14 protein-coding genes are annotated in these 14,777 nt (G+C 67.9%); 1 reads left to right on the top strand and 13 read right to left on the bottom strand.

What is annotated here, in order from left to right; genetic code table 11:
• Positions 1-4 precede the first annotated feature (4 nt).
• The 5 genes from atpA to AUL33_RS08205 form a co-directional block, all read right to left on the bottom strand.
• On the bottom strand, positions 5-1,534 hold the full coding sequence (gene atpA / locus AUL33_RS08225; protein WP_062206427.1) for a F0F1 ATP synthase subunit alpha: 1,530 nt from the start codon (positions 1,532-1,534) through the stop codon (positions 5-7).
• Positions 1,534-2,094 (bottom strand): F0F1 ATP synthase subunit delta, encoded by a 561-nt coding sequence (locus AUL33_RS08220; RefSeq protein ID WP_062206425.1) that lies wholly within the window; start codon positions 2,092-2,094, stop codon positions 1,534-1,536. The genes atpA and AUL33_RS08220 overlap by 1 nt, the downstream gene beginning before the upstream one ends.
• Before the next feature lie 212 nt (positions 2,095-2,306).
• Positions 2,307-2,702: a DUF4345 family protein gene (locus AUL33_RS08215; RefSeq protein WP_062206423.1), complete on the bottom strand. Its 396-nt coding sequence runs from the start codon at positions 2,700-2,702 to the stop codon at positions 2,307-2,309.
• Between the two features lie 104 nt (positions 2,703-2,806).
• A complete protein-coding gene (locus tag AUL33_RS08210; protein ID WP_062206421.1) occupies positions 2,807-3,331 on the bottom strand; it encodes a hypothetical protein in 525 nt (174 codons plus the stop codon).
• Positions 3,332-3,409: 78 nt separating this feature from the next.
• On the bottom strand, positions 3,410-5,590 hold the full coding sequence (locus AUL33_RS08205; RefSeq protein WP_062206550.1) for a primosomal protein N': 2,181 nt from the start codon (positions 5,588-5,590) through the stop codon (positions 3,410-3,412).
• Between the two features lie 213 nt (positions 5,591-5,803).
• Between AUL33_RS08205 and AUL33_RS08200 the strand changes: the two genes are divergently transcribed.
• Positions 5,804-6,532 (top strand): SDR family oxidoreductase, encoded by a 729-nt coding sequence (locus AUL33_RS08200; protein WP_062206419.1) that lies wholly within the window; start codon positions 5,804-5,806, stop codon positions 6,530-6,532.
• 148 nt (positions 6,533-6,680) lie between these two features.
• On the opposite strand, the gene dps is transcribed toward AUL33_RS08200, so the two are convergent.
• The 8 genes from dps to leuC form a co-directional block, all read right to left on the bottom strand.
• Positions 6,681-7,184 (bottom strand): DNA starvation/stationary phase protection protein Dps, encoded by a 504-nt coding sequence (dps, locus tag AUL33_RS08195; RefSeq protein WP_062206417.1) that lies wholly within the window; start codon positions 7,182-7,184, stop codon positions 6,681-6,683.
• 208 nt (positions 7,185-7,392) lie between these two features.
• A complete protein-coding gene (locus AUL33_RS08190) occupies positions 7,393-8,172 on the bottom strand; it encodes a succinate dehydrogenase iron-sulfur subunit (RefSeq protein WP_062206415.1) in 780 nt (259 codons plus the stop codon).
• A 180-nt stretch (positions 8,173-8,352) separates the two neighbouring features.
• Positions 8,353-9,519 carry an App1 family protein gene (locus tag AUL33_RS08185; RefSeq protein ID WP_062206413.1) on the bottom strand — a complete coding sequence of 389 codons (1,167 nt, stop codon included), beginning with the start codon at positions 9,517-9,519 and terminating at the stop codon, positions 8,353-8,355.
• Between the two features lie 111 nt (positions 9,520-9,630).
• Positions 9,631-11,478, bottom strand: a complete 1,848-nt coding sequence (sdhA, locus tag AUL33_RS08180; protein ID WP_062206411.1) for a succinate dehydrogenase flavoprotein subunit — start codon at positions 11,476-11,478, stop codon at positions 9,631-9,633.
• Between the two features lie 4 nt (positions 11,479-11,482).
• A complete protein-coding gene (gene sdhD, locus AUL33_RS08175; protein ID WP_062206409.1) occupies positions 11,483-11,860 on the bottom strand; it encodes a succinate dehydrogenase, hydrophobic membrane anchor protein in 378 nt (125 codons plus the stop codon).
• A gap of 12 nt (positions 11,861-11,872) precedes the next feature.
• Positions 11,873-12,262, bottom strand: coding sequence for a succinate dehydrogenase, cytochrome b556 subunit (sdhC, locus tag AUL33_RS08170; protein WP_062206548.1), 390 nt, complete (start codon positions 12,260-12,262; stop codon positions 11,873-11,875).
• Positions 12,263-12,464: 202 nt separating this feature from the next.
• On the bottom strand, positions 12,465-12,935 hold the full coding sequence (locus tag AUL33_RS08165; RefSeq protein ID WP_062206407.1) for a GNAT family N-acetyltransferase: 471 nt from the start codon (positions 12,933-12,935) through the stop codon (positions 12,465-12,467).
• 224 nt (positions 12,936-13,159) lie between these two features.
• The gene (gene leuC / locus AUL33_RS08160) at positions 13,160-14,575 is read right to left on the bottom strand and encodes a 3-isopropylmalate dehydratase large subunit (protein WP_062206403.1); all 1,416 of its coding nucleotides are present in this window, start codon (positions 14,573-14,575) and stop codon (positions 13,160-13,162) included.
• Between the last annotated feature and the right edge of the window lie 202 nt (positions 14,576-14,777).

Genomic DNA, 14,777 nt, shown 5'->3' with positions numbered 1-14,777 from the left:
TTCTTTAGGCGAAGGACTTCGCGTACTGGTCGAGAGCGGCCTTGAGCTTGGCGCGCGTGTCGTCCGAGATCTGCTTTTCGGTCGCGATCGTGTCGAGCACGCCCTTGTGCTCGGTGCGCAGCGAGGACAGCAGCCCCTCCTCGAAGCGACCGACGTCGGACACCTTGAGCTTGTCGAGGTAGCCCTGCGTGCCCGCGAAGATCACGGCGACCTGCTCCTCCGTCTTCAGCGGCGAGAACTGCGGCTGCTTCAGCAGTTCGGTCAAGCGCGCGCCGCGATTGAGGAGGCGCTGCGTCGAGGCGTCGAGATCGGAGCCGAACTGTGCGAAGGCCGCCATCTCGCGATACTGCGCGAGCTCGCCCTTGATCGAACCGGCGACCTGCTTCATCGCCTTGATCTGCGCGGCCGAGCCGACGCGGGAGACGGAGAGGCCGACGTTCACCGCCGGGCGGATGCCCTGGTAGAACAGGTTGGTCTCGAGGAAGATCTGGCCGTCGGTGATCGAGATGACGTTCGTCGGAATATAGGCCGACACGTCGTTGGCCTGCGTCTCGATGACCGGCAGTGCGGTGAGCGACCCACCGCCGAGCTCGTCGTTGAGCTTGGCAGCACGCTCGAGCAGGCGCGAATGCAGGTAGAAGACATCGCCCGGATAGGCTTCGCGGCCCGGCGGGCGGCGCAGCAGCAGCGACATCTGGCGGTAGGACACGGCCTGCTTGGACAGGTCATCATAGCCGATCACGGCATGCATGCCGTTGTCGCGGAAATACTCGCCGATGGCGCAGCCCGCGAAGGGCGCGATGTACTGCATCGGCGCCGGATCCGAAGCGGTGGCGGCGATGACGACCGAATAGGCCATCGCGCCGCGCTCTTCGAGCGTGCGCACGAACTGCGCGACCGTCGAGCGCTTCTGCCCGATCGCCACGTAGATGCAGTAGAGCTTTTCCTTGTCATTGCCCGCGTCGTGCGCCGGCTTCTGATTCAGGAACGTGTCGAGCAGGATCGCGGTCTTGCCGGTCTGGCGATCGCCGATGACGAGTTCGCGCTGGCCGCGGCCGACCGGGATGAGCGCGTCGATGGCCTTGAGGCCCGTCGACATCGGCTCGTGAACCGACTTGCGCGGGATGATGCCGGGCGCCTTCACGTCGACGCGGCGACGCTCGGTCGAATCGATCGGGCCCTTGCCGTCGATCGGATTGCCGAGACCGTCGACCACGCGGCCGAGCAGGCCCATGCCGACCGGCACGTCCACGATCGCGCCGGTGCGGCGCACCGTGTCGCCCTCGCCGATCTCGCGATCGGAGCCGAACAGAACGACGCCGACATTGTCGGACTCGAGGTTCAGCGCCATGCCGCGCACGCCGCCGGGGAACTCGACCATCTCGCCGGCCTGGCAATTGTCGAGACCGTAGACGCGGGCGATGCCGTCGCCCACCGAGAGAACCGTACCGACTTCGGAGACTTCCGCCTCGTTGCCGAAGTTCTTGATCTGGTTCTTGAGGATTGCGGAAATTTCCGCGGCCCGGATGTCCATCAGCCGACCTCTTTCAGCGCAAGCTTAAGGGATGAGAGTTTCGTGCGAAGCGACGTGTCGATCTGGCGCGAGCCGATGCGGACGATGATACCGCCGAGGATCGAGGGGTCGACGCTTTCGCGCATGGTGACAGTCTTGTTCGAATAGGCGTTGAGCACCTGGCCGAGTTCGCGGCGCTGCTCGTCGTTCAGCGCCTGCGCGCTCGTCACGTCCGCCTCGACCTCGCCGCGATGGGTTGCCGCCATCTGGCGGAAGCCCCGGATGATCGCGGGAAGCGCGAAGAGCCGGCGGTTGGCGGAAACGACCTTGAGGAAGTTGCCGACGAGCTCGCTCGGGCGAACCTCCGCCACGATCGCCGTGATGGCGCGCAGCTGCTCTTCGGAGGTGAAGGCGGGGCTTTCGACGAGGCGGCGGAAATCCGCGCTCTCCTCGATCAGGCGCTCGAACTCCACGAGCTCGCGTTCGGTCGTCTCGATCGAACTGTCATCGCGAGAAAGTTCGAAGAGGGACTGGGCGTAGCGTGATGCGACTCCGGAGACCGGAGAGGATGACTTTGCCACGGACGATCGCTTCTCTTCACGCTGGGCCCAAGGTCCTTCGTCGCGGAGTGTCCGCAACGCCTCGAAGCTGGTCAAAAAAACGGCTGCGGGCCTGGAATTGATGCCCATCACCGCGCCGGAATGGTGGTCGTCTAGCACAGCGTTCCCGGCGCGACAACAGAGCAGCCGAGCCCAATTTCCCGCCTTGCGCGATGGTTTACGGGCCCCTCGCCTCAGGCCGTGACGACGCCGAAGACGGGGGCGAGGCATAGGGCGGCGAGCGCGAGGTTGAGGAGAAGCAGGAACCAGTTCGCCAGCGTCGACGCCTCGTCGGAAAGAATCGACACAAGGCGCCCGAACGCGGTGAAGAGCCAGCCGGCCCCCAGCGTCATCTGCATGAACGGCTGGTCGAAGAAGAACAGCGTCACGAGGCCGGTGCCGAGCGGGAAGCCGGCGAGCGTCGAGCGCACCTCCGAAATCCCCGCAGCCGATGGCCCAACCGCGTCGAGCCGCAGCATCCGCAGGAGGAGGCGTGGCGCGAAGAGGGCGACGAGGCCGTAGAGGATACTGGCGCAAGCTGCCACGAAGGGCAGGAGATCGGGGATCGTCTGGGGCAGATTGAATTGCATCGGGCGCTCAATGGGTGGCGACCCGACCGCTCAAACGCAACCGGTATCGCAGGGCTTTTCGCCGGCTTACAGGAATTGAGCGGGCGCCGCAAAAGACGCTGACATCAAGGCCCGCAGGAGCCCACGATCTCGGTGGCCGTCTCGCCGTCGCCGCGGATCACCACCATGCGCCCGCGCAGCGACCTCTCTTCCGGGCTTGCGGTCTCGGTGCGCAGCGTCACGTTCACATTGATGCGAGGTTCGCCCGCCGAGCGCCAGACCGTCACCTCGTCGCCGGCAGCGTCCGGCCCGGTGCGCAGCTTCTCGAGTTCGCGCAGGACGCCCGCATTCATCACGTAGCCGCGCTCCGCCGCCTTGGCGGGGTCGGCGGCCCCGTTCTCACGCATGACGAGAAAGGCGAAGCGCCACGTGTCGGGGTCGTCGAAGCGGAACCGTTCCCGCTCATGCGGCGTGAAGAAGGTGCAGCGCGAGGGCGCGGGATACCAGAAGATCGCCTCGCCCGCCGCCGGCGGCTTGGGCGCGTCCGCAGTTGCGGGCGCGGTCTGCGCCGAGGCCGGTGGAAGGGCCGGGAAAGCCAGAAGGCCGGCGAAGGCGAGCCGGATCGCGGCGGGCCGGAACAAAGCGAGCATGGACGTCGGCGTCTCCGGCTGGGGTCTGGTCCTTTCCTGATGCCGGCTGCGCGAGGACCGCGCAAGCGGCTGCCGCCGTCACAGGAAACTTTGCGGATCGATGTCGATCTGGACATGCACGGTGCCGCGCGGACGCGGAGCGCGCGCCGTCATCTCCCGCAGATAGGCCTGCAGCGGCGCGTTGCGCGGCCCCTGGCACAGCAGCCGGAAGCGATGGCGGCCGCGAATCACCCCGAGCGGCGCCTCCGCAGGCCCGAGCACCTCGATCGCCGGATCCTCTGGCGCGGCCAGACGCAGCTGGCGTCCGTGCTCCTCGGCCTCGCGGCGGGTATCGGCCGAGACGATGATCGCGGCGAGCCGTCCGAAGGGCGGCAGGCCGGCGCGCTCGCGCTCGTTCGTCTCGCGCTCGTAGAAGCGCTCGGGATCGCCCGCCACGATCGCCTGCATCACCGGATGCTCCGGGCAGTATGTCTGGATCATGCCGCGGCTGGCGAGGCCCGTCCGCCCGGCGCGCCCCGTCACCTGGTGCAGAAGCTGGAAGGTGCGCTCGGCGGCGCGCGGGTCGCCGTTGGCGAGGCCGAGATCGGCGTCGATGGCGCCGACGAGCGTCATCAGCGGGAAGTGGTGACCCTTGGCGACGAGCTGGGTGCCGATGACGATGTCGGCCTCGCCCTCCGCCACGGCGTCGAGCTCGCGCCGCAGCCGCCGCGCGCCGCCCGGCAGGTCGGACGAGAGGAGGATGGTGCGCGCGTCCGGAAAGGTCTCCAGCATCTCCTCGGCGATGCGCTCGACGCCTGGACCGCAGGCGGCGAGATGATCGAGCGTGCCGCAGGCGGGACAGGCCTCGGGTCGGCGCTCGGCATGGCCGCAATGGTGGCACTGGAGCGTGCCGCGCAGCCGGTGGTCGACAAGCCAGGTCGAACATTGCGGGCACTGGAAGCGATGGCCGCAGACCCGGCAGAGCGTCAGCGGTGCATAGCCCCGCCGGTTGAGGAAGAGCAGCGCCTGCTCGCCGCGCTTCACCGTCTCCTCGATGGCCGTGAGCAGTACCGGCGAGACGAAGCGGCCGCGCGTCGGCGGGTGGCGGCGCAGATCAACCAGCGAGAGGCGCGGCAGCGCGGCCTCGGCAAAGCGGCTGTCGAGCGTCACATGGGCGTATCGCCCGGAGCGGGCGTTGACGCGGCTTTCGAGCGAGGGCGTGGCGGAGGCGAGGATCGCCGGGAAGCCGGCGCCCCGCGCGCGCACCACCGCCATGTCGCGGGCGTGGTAGAAGGTGCGGTCCTCCTGCTTGTAGGCGGGGTCGTGCTCCTCGTCGACGACCACGAGCCCGAGCTCGCGGAACGGCAGGAACAGCGCCGAGCGGGCCCCGGCAACGACGCGCACGCGCCCCTCCGCCACCTGTCGCCACACCCGCTCGCGGTTGCGCGGCGCGACGTCGGAGTGCCATTGCGCCGGCGGCGCGCCGAAGCGCGCCTCGAACCGGTCGATGAAGGACTGCGTCAACGCGATCTCGGGCAGAAGGATCAGCACCTGCCGGCCCGCGTCCAGCGCGCGAGCCACCGCCTCGAAATACACCTCCGTCTTGCCCGAGCCGGTGACGCCTTCGAGCAGGCTGACAGAGAAGCCGCCCTCATCCACCTTGGCCGCCAAGGCGGCTGCCGCCTCGTCCTGCTGCGAATTGAGGGCGGCGCGCGCATGTGCGGTGTCGGGCGCGGCGACGACCGGATGGGGCGGCAGGCGCACCGTCTCGAACGTACCGGCCTTCACCAGCCCATCGATCACCGAAGCGGTGACGCCTGCGGCATGGGCGAGACCCGAGCGCGTCCAGTCCGGCAAGGCGGCCGCCGTCTCGATGGCGCGCAGCCGCGCGGGGGTGAGCCGGTCGGGCCGAGCGGCGGCGAGACGCAATCCGTCAATCATCGGTTCGGGATCGAAGGCGGCGGGCGCCCGTAGCGCCATGCGCACCACAAGGCCAGGCGGCGAGAGCGTGTAGTCGGCCACCCAGTCGATGAAGCGCCGCATCGCCGCGCCGAGCGGCGGGCAGTCGAAGACGCGGGTGATGGCGCGCAGCTTGGCCGGATCGACCCGGTCGCTCTCGCCGTCCCAGACCACGCCGGCGACCTGGCGCGGCCCCAGCGGCACCTGCACGATGGAGCCGGGCTCGACGCTCATTCCCTCCGGCACCCGGTAGGAATAGGCGCGTTCGCTCGGCAGCGGCACGAGGACCGGCACGACGCGCTCGGCGCCCGACGCCGGCATGGCGGCCTTCGGGTCGTCGAAGAGGAGGCGGGATGCCGATCCCTCGCGCTGTCGGGTCTTCACGCTTGCGTCGGGTCCATGATGGTTTCGGGGCCGTTTCGCCAAGCTGTGACACCCGGATGGCTCCGGCAGGGCTCGCGCATTCGACGGCGGGTCGTTCGCGTCTTAGATGGGAACGCGATGCGATGTCCAACAGCCGAGCGAGTTCATCCCATGACAAACCCCTCCCCTCTCTCCCCCGCGAGCTCTCCGGTGGCCCTGGTGATCGGGGGCGGCAGCGGCATCGGCGCGGCCGCTGCGCGCCGTCTCGTCGAGGACGGCTTCCACGTCGCCATCCTGTCGTCGTCGGGTCGCGGCGAGACGTTGGCGACGGAACTCGGCGGCCTCGGTCTTACCGGGTCCAACCAGAACGTCGACGATCTCCAACGGGCGGCAACGGCGACGCTCGATCGGTTCGGGCGCATCGACGCGGTGGTCTCCTCGGCCGGTCATGGCCCGAAAGGCGCCGTGCTCGACATCACCGACGAGGACTGGCACCTCGCGATGGACTTCTACCTGATGAACATCGTACGGATCGCGCGGATCGTGACGCCGATCATGGAGCGCCAGGGCGTCGGTGCCTTCGTCAACATCTCGACCTATGCCGCGTTCGAGCCGGAGGCGGACTTCCCGACATCCGGCGTGTTCCGGGCCGGGCTCGCCGCCTTTGCCAAGCTCTTCGCCGATCGCTACGCGGCTGCGGGCCTTCGCATGAACAACGTGCTGCCGGGCTTCATCGACAGTCTGGCGGAGAAGTCGGAGCGGCGGTCGCGCATCCCGATGGGCCGCTACGGACGGGCAGACGAGGTGGCAGAACTCGTCGCCTTCCTCGCATCCTCGCGCAGCTCCTACATCACCGGACAGAACATCCGCATCGACGGCGGCATCACCCGCTCGGTATGATCACCGCCCGGCCATCGGGCAACCTGCGCATTCGGTGATGCCCCACTTCGCTGGCCGACGATCGAGTTGGCTTGCCGACAGGCGGATACGAAAAAAGGCGACCCACCGAGCCGCCTTCTCTCATTCCAAACTCTGCGAACGTCCCGCCTCAGGCGCGCTGGAAGTGGCTCTCGAGGAAGTAGAGAGACTTGTCGATGCCGCGGGCGACCTCGGTGAAGAGATCGGCCGTCAGGTCGTCGCCGGCCTCGTCCGCCTCCGATACGGCCTCGCGCAGCGCACCGCCCCACTTCGCGTAATTGTCGGCGAGGCGCTTCAGGTGGTCCATCGAATCGACCATGTCGAGCGGATAGGGATCGAGGATCGAGGCTTCGGCCGAAGCCTGCACCGTGCCGCGTGCCTGGCCGCCCAGTGCCGTCAGCCGCTCGGCGATCGTGTCGACATAGCCTTCGGCCTCTTCGTGCAGGCGGTCGAACAGGAGGTGGACGCCGATGAAATTCGAGCCCTTGACGTTCCAGTGCGCCTGCTTGGCGGAGTAGCTGAGGTCGATCGACGAGGCGAGGTGGACCTGCAGGAGCTCGATCATAGAGGCCCGCAGGTTCTCGTTCATCGAGTTCTTCGTCGGATGGATCTGGGTCTTGCCGGTCTTCGACATGCGAATGCTCCTGAAACCTTGAGCGCGCGGCGGCGATGGCTCGTGCCCGCCAGCGGCTTTTCAGTCTGAGGAATTCACGAGCGCGCGATCGGTTCCGCGACGCAGGGTGCGAGAGGGTGGATACGCCGCCGCACCGATCCACGAAAACGCCGCCGCCCGGATGCCGGGCGGCGGCGTGTCGTGTGTCAGAGACGAGCGGAAGGGGCCGTCAGACGCGGCGCTCGACCATCATCTTCTTGATCTCGGCGATAGCCTTGGCGGGGTTCAGGCCCTTGGGGCAGGCCTGCGTGCAGTTCATGATCGTGTGGCAGCGGTAGAGCCGGAACGGGTCCTCCAGCTGGTCCAGCCGATCGCCGGTCGCCTCGTCCCGGCTATCGATCAGCCAGCGATAGGCCTGGAGCAGCACGGCGGGGCCGAGATAGCGGTCGCCGTTCCACCAGTAGGAGGGGCACGAGGTCTGGCAGCAGAAGCACAGGATGCACTCGTAGAGACCGTCGAGCTTCTCGCGGTCGGCATGGCTCTGGCGCCATTCCTTCTCGGGCTCGGGCGTCTCGGTCTGCAGCCAGGGCTCGATCGAGCGCAGCTGCGCGTAGGGCACGGTGAGATCGGGCACGAGGTCCTTGATCACCGGCATGTGCGGCAGCGGATAGACCTTCACCGCCCCCTTCACCTCGTCCATGCCCTTCGTGCAGGCGAGCGTATTGGAGCCGTCGATGTTCATAGCGCAGGAGCCGCAGATGCCCTCGCGGCAGGAGCGGCGCAGCGTCAGGGTGGAATCGACGTTGTTCTTGATCCAGAGCAGGGCGTCGAGCACCATGGGACCGCAATCGTCGGTGTCGACGTAGAACGTGTCGACCGTCGGGTTCTGCCCGTCGTCGGGCGACCAGCGATAGATCCCGAACTCGCGGATGGTCTTGGCCCCCGCAGGCTTCGGCCAGATCTTGCCCTTGCCGATCACGGAGTTCTTGGGAAGGCTGAGTTCCACCATCTGCGGGTCCTCGGGGAATGATGCGTCTTTAGAATGGGGCTAAACACGAAACCCGACGCGGTGCAACACGGCGCATCCGCGCAAGGCGGCTTCAACCGATTGTAAGCGCGTCGGCGCCGATGCAAGGCTCGCGATCCCGGACCGGCCGATCGTCGCAGGCCAATATCAGGGCTTCGGGTATCAGGGCTGGACGATCACCGGAAAGCGGCCGAAGCGCTCACGCTTCTCGTCCTCGGCCTCGATCTCGGCGCGCACCGCCTCGCGCGTGCCGACCGCAACGAACCCGGCATCCTCGGCCTGGTTCGCCGCCGCCTCCAGCGTGCGCCCGAGCGTCGTCGGCACGCCCATCGCCTCGATGCGCTTCAGTTCCGCCTCCACGACGCCTGACGCCGCGCCCCTCGGACGCACGTCGTGGATGTGGACGGCGATCACTCGGCCGGGATGGCGTTCGACGGCGCTCGCATAGACGCTGGCATCCTTCTGCCCGCTGTCGCCGATGAGCACGAAGCCAAGCGTGGGATAGTCCGCCATCACCCGATCGATCATCTCGGCCTTGTGGCCGCGGTGGCGTCGAAGCAACCAGCCGAGCGCGTCGTCGGAGAGCGAGCGCAGCAGCATCGGTCCGCGTGGAATATCCTTCAAGGCCATGAAGCGCTCGAAGATGTCGGCCAGATTCCACGGGCTGGACGAGACGTAGAAGACCGGGTTCGTCTCCGGCCCCGCCACGCCCTCGCACAGCGCCCCGTAGAAGCGGGAGACGCCGGGAAAGGCGGCTCTGGCCTCCGGCGAGTTGGCGGTGACGATGCGCCAGTGGCGCAGCATCTTGAAGGCGCCGGTGTGGATGATCGTGTCGTCGATGTCGGAGATGATGCCGAAGCGCGCCTGCAGCGAGACGATGCGCACCGCCCCTTGCGTCTCCACCGCCTCGAAGCGATAGCCCGCCGCGCGCTCCAGGCGCAGCCGGATCGGGCTCCAGGGCCCTTCGGCATCATCCGGGCCGATGCCGTCCGCCTGTATGCGGAAATAACCGTTCGTGTCGCTCTTCACCTCGCCGGAGCGCCCGAGGCCCTCCCAGGAGATCCGCGCGCCGCCGATCTCGTCGGTCTCGTAGCGCTTGAAGGTCAGCCAGAGATTGCGCAGCGTCGAGTTGGAATGAGGAGCACCAAAGACCCCCTCGTCTTCCAGCACGCGGCCCAGGATCGACAGGCGCCCGCCCGCCACGTGGCCGGGATAGACGACGAGCGTCGGGTGCTCGGTCAGCCGCAGGGCCTGCTTGGCCGCAAAGCGAACGATCCGGCTGCGCCGAAGGAGTTTGAGGCCAAGCGCGCGCAGCGGTTCGGTGGTCATGCCCGCGGAAATAGCAAAGGCGACGCGGGTCGGGAAGTGGGGCCCGACGCAAGAAGGGCGCCCGCGAAGCCGGACGCCCTTCCCGATCGAACCGCTGACGGATCGCTTGTCTCAGTACACCCGCTTCTTGGGCTGGATGTACTCGATCTCGTTCGACATCGTGTAGGTGTGGACCGGGCGGTCCTCCAAGGTCACGGTCTTGGCCACCGTGTCGGCGAAGGACAGCGTGTGCTTCATCCAGTTGGCGTCGTCGCGATCGGGGAAATCCTCGCGGGCGTGCGCGCCGCGCGACTCCTGACGGGCGAGCGCCGAGTCCATCGTGACCACCGCCTGCGCGATGAGATTGTCGTATTCGAGCGTCTCGATGAGGTCGGTGTTCCAAATCAAGGAGCGGTCGGTGACGCGCACGTCGTCCGATCCCTGCCAGACCTGGTGGATCTTCTGGTGACCCTCTTCGAGCACCTCGCCGGTGCGGAACACCGCGCAGTTGGACTGCATGGTGCGCTGCATGTTGTCGCGAAGCTCGGCGGTGCCGGTCGAGCCCTTGGCGAAGCGGAAGCGGTCGAGGCGCGCCAGCGAGTTCTCGCCGGCATCCTTGGGCATCGGTGCATGGCCCTCGCCCGCCGTCACCGTCTCGGCGCAGCGAAGACCGGCGGCGCGACCGAACACGACGAGATCGATCAGCGAGTTGGACCCAAGCCGGTTGGCGCCGTGGACGGAGACACAGGCCGCTTCGCCCACCGCCATCAGGCCGGGCACCACCGTGTCGGCATTGCCGTCCCGCTTGGTCAGGACCTCGCCGTGATAGTTCGTGGGGATGCCGCCCATGTTGTAGTGGACGGTCGGCAGGACCGGGATCGGCTCCTTCGTCACGTCGACGCCAGCGAAGATGCGTGCCGATTCCGAGATACCGGGCAGGCGCTCGTGCAGGATCTTGGGATCGAGGTGATCCAGGTGCAGGAAGATGTGGTCCTTGTTCTTGCCGACGCCCCGTCCGTCGCGGATCTCCATCGTCATGGAGCGCGAGACGACGTCGCGCGAGGCGAGATCCTTGGCCGACGGAGCGTAGCGCTCCATGAAGCGCTCGCCTTCGGAATTCGTCAGGTAGCCGCCCTCGCCGCGTGCCCCTTCCGTGATTAGGCAGCCCGCGCCGTAGATGCCGGTCGGGTGGAACTGGACGAACTCCATGTCCTGCAGCGGCAGGCCGGCGCGCAACACCATGGCGTTGCCGTCGCCGGTGCAGGTGTGGGCAGAGGTCGCCGAGAAGTAGGCGCGGCCGTAGCCGCCGGTGGCCAGAATCGTCTTCTTGGCCTGGAAGCGGTGGATCGAGCCGTCGTCCATGTTGAGCGCCACGACGCCGCGGCAGGCGCCGTCCTCGTCCATGATCAGGTCGATCGCGAAATACTCGATGAAGAATTCCGACGAGTAGCGCAGCGACTGACCGTAGAGCGTGTGCAGGATCGCATGGCCGGTGCGGTCGGCGGCTGCGCAGGTGCGCTGCGCCGGCGGGCCGTTGCCGAAATCGGTGGTCATGCCGCCGAAGGGGCGCTGGTAGATCTTGCCGTCCTCGGTGCGCGAGAAGGGCACGCCGAAATGCTCGAGCTCGTAGACCGCCTTCGGCGCCTCGCGCACGAGATACTCGATGGCGTCCTGGTCGCCCAGCCAGTCCGACCCCTTGACGGTGTCGTACATGTGCCAGCGCCAGTTGTCCTCGCCCATGTTGCCGAGCGAGGCGGCGACGCCGCCCTGTGCGGCGACGGTGTGCGAACGGGTCGGGAAGACCTTGGTGATGCAGGCGGTCTTGAGGCCGGCCTGCGCCGCGCCGAGCGTCGCGCGAAGGCCGGCGCCGCCGGCGCCCACCACCACGACGTCGAACGTATGGTCGACGAACTGGTAGGCCTTGCCGTTCTGGGCCGGACCGGTCTGCGAAGCCGTGCGATGGGGCTGTGCGGTGGCCATGGTCTTAAGCTCCCAAGCTCATCTTGACGATCGCGAAGACGCAGGCCGCGGCGACGAGGATCGCGAAGAAGTTGTTGGCCATCACGAGCGCGACGCGCGTGCCGCCATGGACGTAGTCCTCGATGATCGTCTGCATGCCGAGCCGCATGTGGACGGTGGCCGCGATCACCACGAGCGCCATGACCAGCCCGACGATCGGATTGGCGAAGGCGGCGCGCACAGCCTCGTAGGGCTCGTCGTGCAGGGCGATGAGCAGCACCACGAAGAACGAGATGAGGAAGAGGTTGGCGACGGCGGTGAGCCGTTGCATCCAGAAATGGCCGGTGCCCTCGCGGGCCGACCCCAGGCCCCGGACGCGGCCGAGCGGCGTTCTCATGTCCATGGCGGAAATTCCCTAGAAGACGATGACGGCGAGCCAGAGCAGCACGGTGCCGGCCAGCGAGGCGACCAGCGTGCCGATGGCGAACTTGGTGGAGGTCTCCTTCTCGAGGCCCCGGCCCGTGTCCCACACGAGGTGGCGGATGCCGCCCGCCATGTGATGCAGCAGCGCCCAGGAATACCCGAACAGGATCAGCCGGCCGAGTATCGAGCCGAAGAAGCCGGACGCGTAGGAGAAGGCGACCGGTCCGCTCGCCGCGGCGATCAGCCACCAGACCACGAGCGCCGTGCCGACATAAAGCGCGCCGCCGGTGATGCGATGGAGGATCGACATCGCCATCGTCGGCCGGAAGCGATAGACCGTCAGATGCGGCGACAGCGGCCGCGCAGATTTGATCTCGGACAAGGACGACTCCCAAAGCGGTCGCGAATCGGTGCAGCCGATGCGGGACGTGGCGTGCTGCATCGCGGCTGGAAGCCCTCTAAAAGACCTCTCCGCCCTCCGAAATCAAGCGCCGCGCCCCGGCTTTCGACCCCGTTTCGGCTGCAAACCGATTGAATGTCGTTTCGCCGCAGCCCCCCGTTCCCGGCTCAGCCCTCGTACCGGCTCAGCGGTCGATGAAGCGGATGACGTAGCTCGACCAGTCGGCAGGCCCCGCCACCTTCTCGTAGAGATGGCGCCCCGAGCCGCCGTGGCGCGGCGCATGCAGCACCAGCCGCGACCAGCCCCGTGCATCCGCCTCGTCCGCCAGGAGGTCCACCATCGCCTTGGCGATGCCCTTGCGGCGGTGGGCCTGCTCTACGAAGACATGGTCGGCGAGCCCCGCCCGCATTCCCGTCCACGGATCCGGCAGGTCGTAGAACACGAGAAACGCCACCAGTTCGCCGTTCAGCTTCGCCCCGAGGATCTCGCCCGTGCGGTCCTGCAGCAGTTGTTCGGCATAGTAGGTGTCCGGCGCCCCCGGCGCCCCCCGGAACATCGCCTGATTGTAGGCCGCCAGCAACGGCGCCAGCTCGCGCGCGTCGCGCAGGCGCAGGGCGCCGATCTCGATGTCGGGAACGGTGGCAGGCAAGCTCATGCCGGATGATTTGGGCCGGCGAGCCCGTCAGGTCAAGCGCGGGTGGCGGGTGGGAGGGCGGGGCTGCCGCCCCGTGCCCCGCCCGGGAACGAGTTCCCGGACCCTTCCTTTCATTTGTCAGTCTCCGGGATGGGCCAGAGGCCCATCCCGGAGACTGACACAAGGAGAGGGTTCCAAGGGCCTCAGGCCCTTGGCGGGGTCGAGGGGCAGAGCCCCCGTCCTCCCTACTGCCACTCGCGGATGTCGACGAACCGGCCGGCCACCGCCGCGGCGGCGGCCATGGCGGGCGAGACGAGATGGGTGCGGCCCTTGAAGCCCTGGCGGCCCTCGAAGTTGCGGTTCGAGGTGGAGGCGCAGCGTTCCTCGGGCTTGAGGCGGTCCTCGTTCATGCCGAGGCACATGGAGCAGCCGGGTTCACGCCAGTCGAAGCCGGCGTCGAGGAAGATCCGGTCGAGCCCCTCGGCCTCAGCCTGCGCCTTCACGAGGCCGGAGCCGGGCACGATCATGGCGGAGACGCTGGCGGCGACCTTGCGACCCTCGACGACCTTGGCGACGGCGCGCAGGTCCTCGATGCGCCCGTTGGTGCAGGAGCCGATGAAGACACGGTCGATGGTGATGTCGGTCATCTTGGTGCCGGGCGTCAGGCCCATGTAGTCGAGGGCCCGCTTCTTGGTGTCGCGCTTGGCCTCGTCGGCAATGGCGTCGGGATCGGGCACGACGCCCTGGACGGAGACGACGTCCTCGGGCGAGGAGCCCCAGGAGACGATGGGCGGCAGGGCGGCGGCGTCGAGGCGCACGATCTTGTCGTAATGCGCGCCCTCGTCGGAGGTCAGCGTGCGCCAGTAGGCGACGGCCTGGTCGAAGGCGGCGCCCTTGGGCGCGCGGGGCTTGTCGGCGATGTAGGCGAAAGTCGTGTCGTCGGGCGCGATGAGGCCGGCGCGGGCCCCGCCCTCGATCGACATGTTGCAGATCGTCATCCGGCCTTCCATCGACAGGGCGCGGATGGCTTCGCCTGCATATTCGATGACGTAGCCGGTGCCGCCGGCGGTGCCGATCTCGCCGATGATGGCGAGGATGATGTCCTTGGCGGTGACGCCGGGCGGCAGTTGCCCGTTCACCTCGACCAGCATGTTCTTGGCCTTCTGCTGGATGAGGGTCTGGGTCGCCAGCACGTGCTCGACCTCGGAGGTGCCGATGCCGTGCGCCAGGGCCCCGAAGGCGCCGTGGGTGGAGGTGTGGCTGTCGCCGCAGACGATCGTCATGCCCGGCAGGGTGAAGCCCTGCTCGGGGCCGATGATGTGGACGATGCCCTGGCGCCGGTCGATCTCGTCGAAATACTCGACGCCGAACTCGGCGGCGTTCTTGGCCAGCGTCTCGACCTGGATGCGGCTTTCCTCGTTGTGGATGCCGCCGCGCCGGTCGTAGGTCGGCACGTTGTGATCGACCACGGCGAGCGTGCGCGAGGGATGGCGCACCTTGCGCCCGGCGACCCGCAGGCCCTCGAAAGCCTGCGGGCTGGTGACTTCGTGGACGAGATGACGATCGATATAGAGGAGGCTGGCGCCGTTCTCGTCGGTCTCGACCATGTGGTCGTCCCAGATCTTGTCGTAGATCGTGCGCGGCTTGGTGCTGGCGGTCATCGGAGGCATGTCCTGACGGATGGATCGGGCCGGCGGGTCGAACCGAGCCCATCGAATCGATGGAGAGGGGAAGGCGGCAGCCCTGAGAGGCTTCGGGCGTCAGCGCGGAAGGTGAACGGCCGAGATCTGCCGGTAGAAGAAGCGACCGGGCATGCGCGCACGATCCTCCACCGGGGAGAACCCCAGCGTGGTCGGCAGGCGG

This window comes from Aureimonas sp. AU12 (assembly GCF_001463705.1).
Lineage (GTDB): Bacteria > Pseudomonadota > Alphaproteobacteria > Rhizobiales > Rhizobiaceae > Aureimonas.
This window is presented reverse-complemented; position numbering and strand designations above follow the sequence as displayed.

Coding starts and splice junctions, on each gene's coding strand:
- dps (WP_062206417.1), bottom strand. CDS start 7,184: ATGTCGAAGACCGGCAAGACCCAGATCCATCCGACGAAGAACTCGATG.
- AUL33_RS08165 (WP_062206407.1), bottom strand. CDS start 12,935: ATGAGCTTGCCTGCCACCGTTCCCGACATCGAGATCGGCGCCCTGCGC.
- AUL33_RS08210 (WP_062206421.1), bottom strand. CDS start 3,331: ATGCTCGCTTTGTTCCGGCCCGCCGCGATCCGGCTCGCCTTCGCCGGC.
- atpA (WP_062206427.1), bottom strand. CDS start 1,534: ATGGACATCCGGGCCGCGGAAATTTCCGCAATCCTCAAGAACCAGATC.
- AUL33_RS08200 (WP_062206419.1), top strand. CDS start 5,804: ATGACAAACCCCTCCCCTCTCTCCCCCGCGAGCTCTCCGGTGGCCCTG.
- AUL33_RS08215 (WP_062206423.1), bottom strand. CDS start 2,702: ATGCAATTCAATCTGCCCCAGACGATCCCCGATCTCCTGCCCTTCGTG.
- AUL33_RS08185 (WP_062206413.1), bottom strand. CDS start 9,519: ATGACCACCGAACCGCTGCGCGCGCTTGGCCTCAAACTCCTTCGGCGC.
- sdhD (WP_062206409.1), bottom strand. CDS start 11,860: ATGGACATGAGAACGCCGCTCGGCCGCGTCCGGGGCCTGGGGTCGGCC.
- sdhA (WP_062206411.1), bottom strand. CDS start 11,478: ATGGCCACCGCACAGCCCCATCGCACGGCTTCGCAGACCGGTCCGGCC.
- AUL33_RS08190 (WP_062206415.1), bottom strand. CDS start 8,172: ATGGTGGAACTCAGCCTTCCCAAGAACTCCGTGATCGGCAAGGGCAAG.
- AUL33_RS08205 (WP_062206550.1), bottom strand. CDS start 5,590: ATGCCGGCGTCGGGCGCCGAGCGCGTCGTGCCGGTCCTCGTGCCGCTG.
- leuC (WP_062206403.1), bottom strand. CDS start 14,575: ATGACCGCCAGCACCAAGCCGCGCACGATCTACGACAAGATCTGGGAC.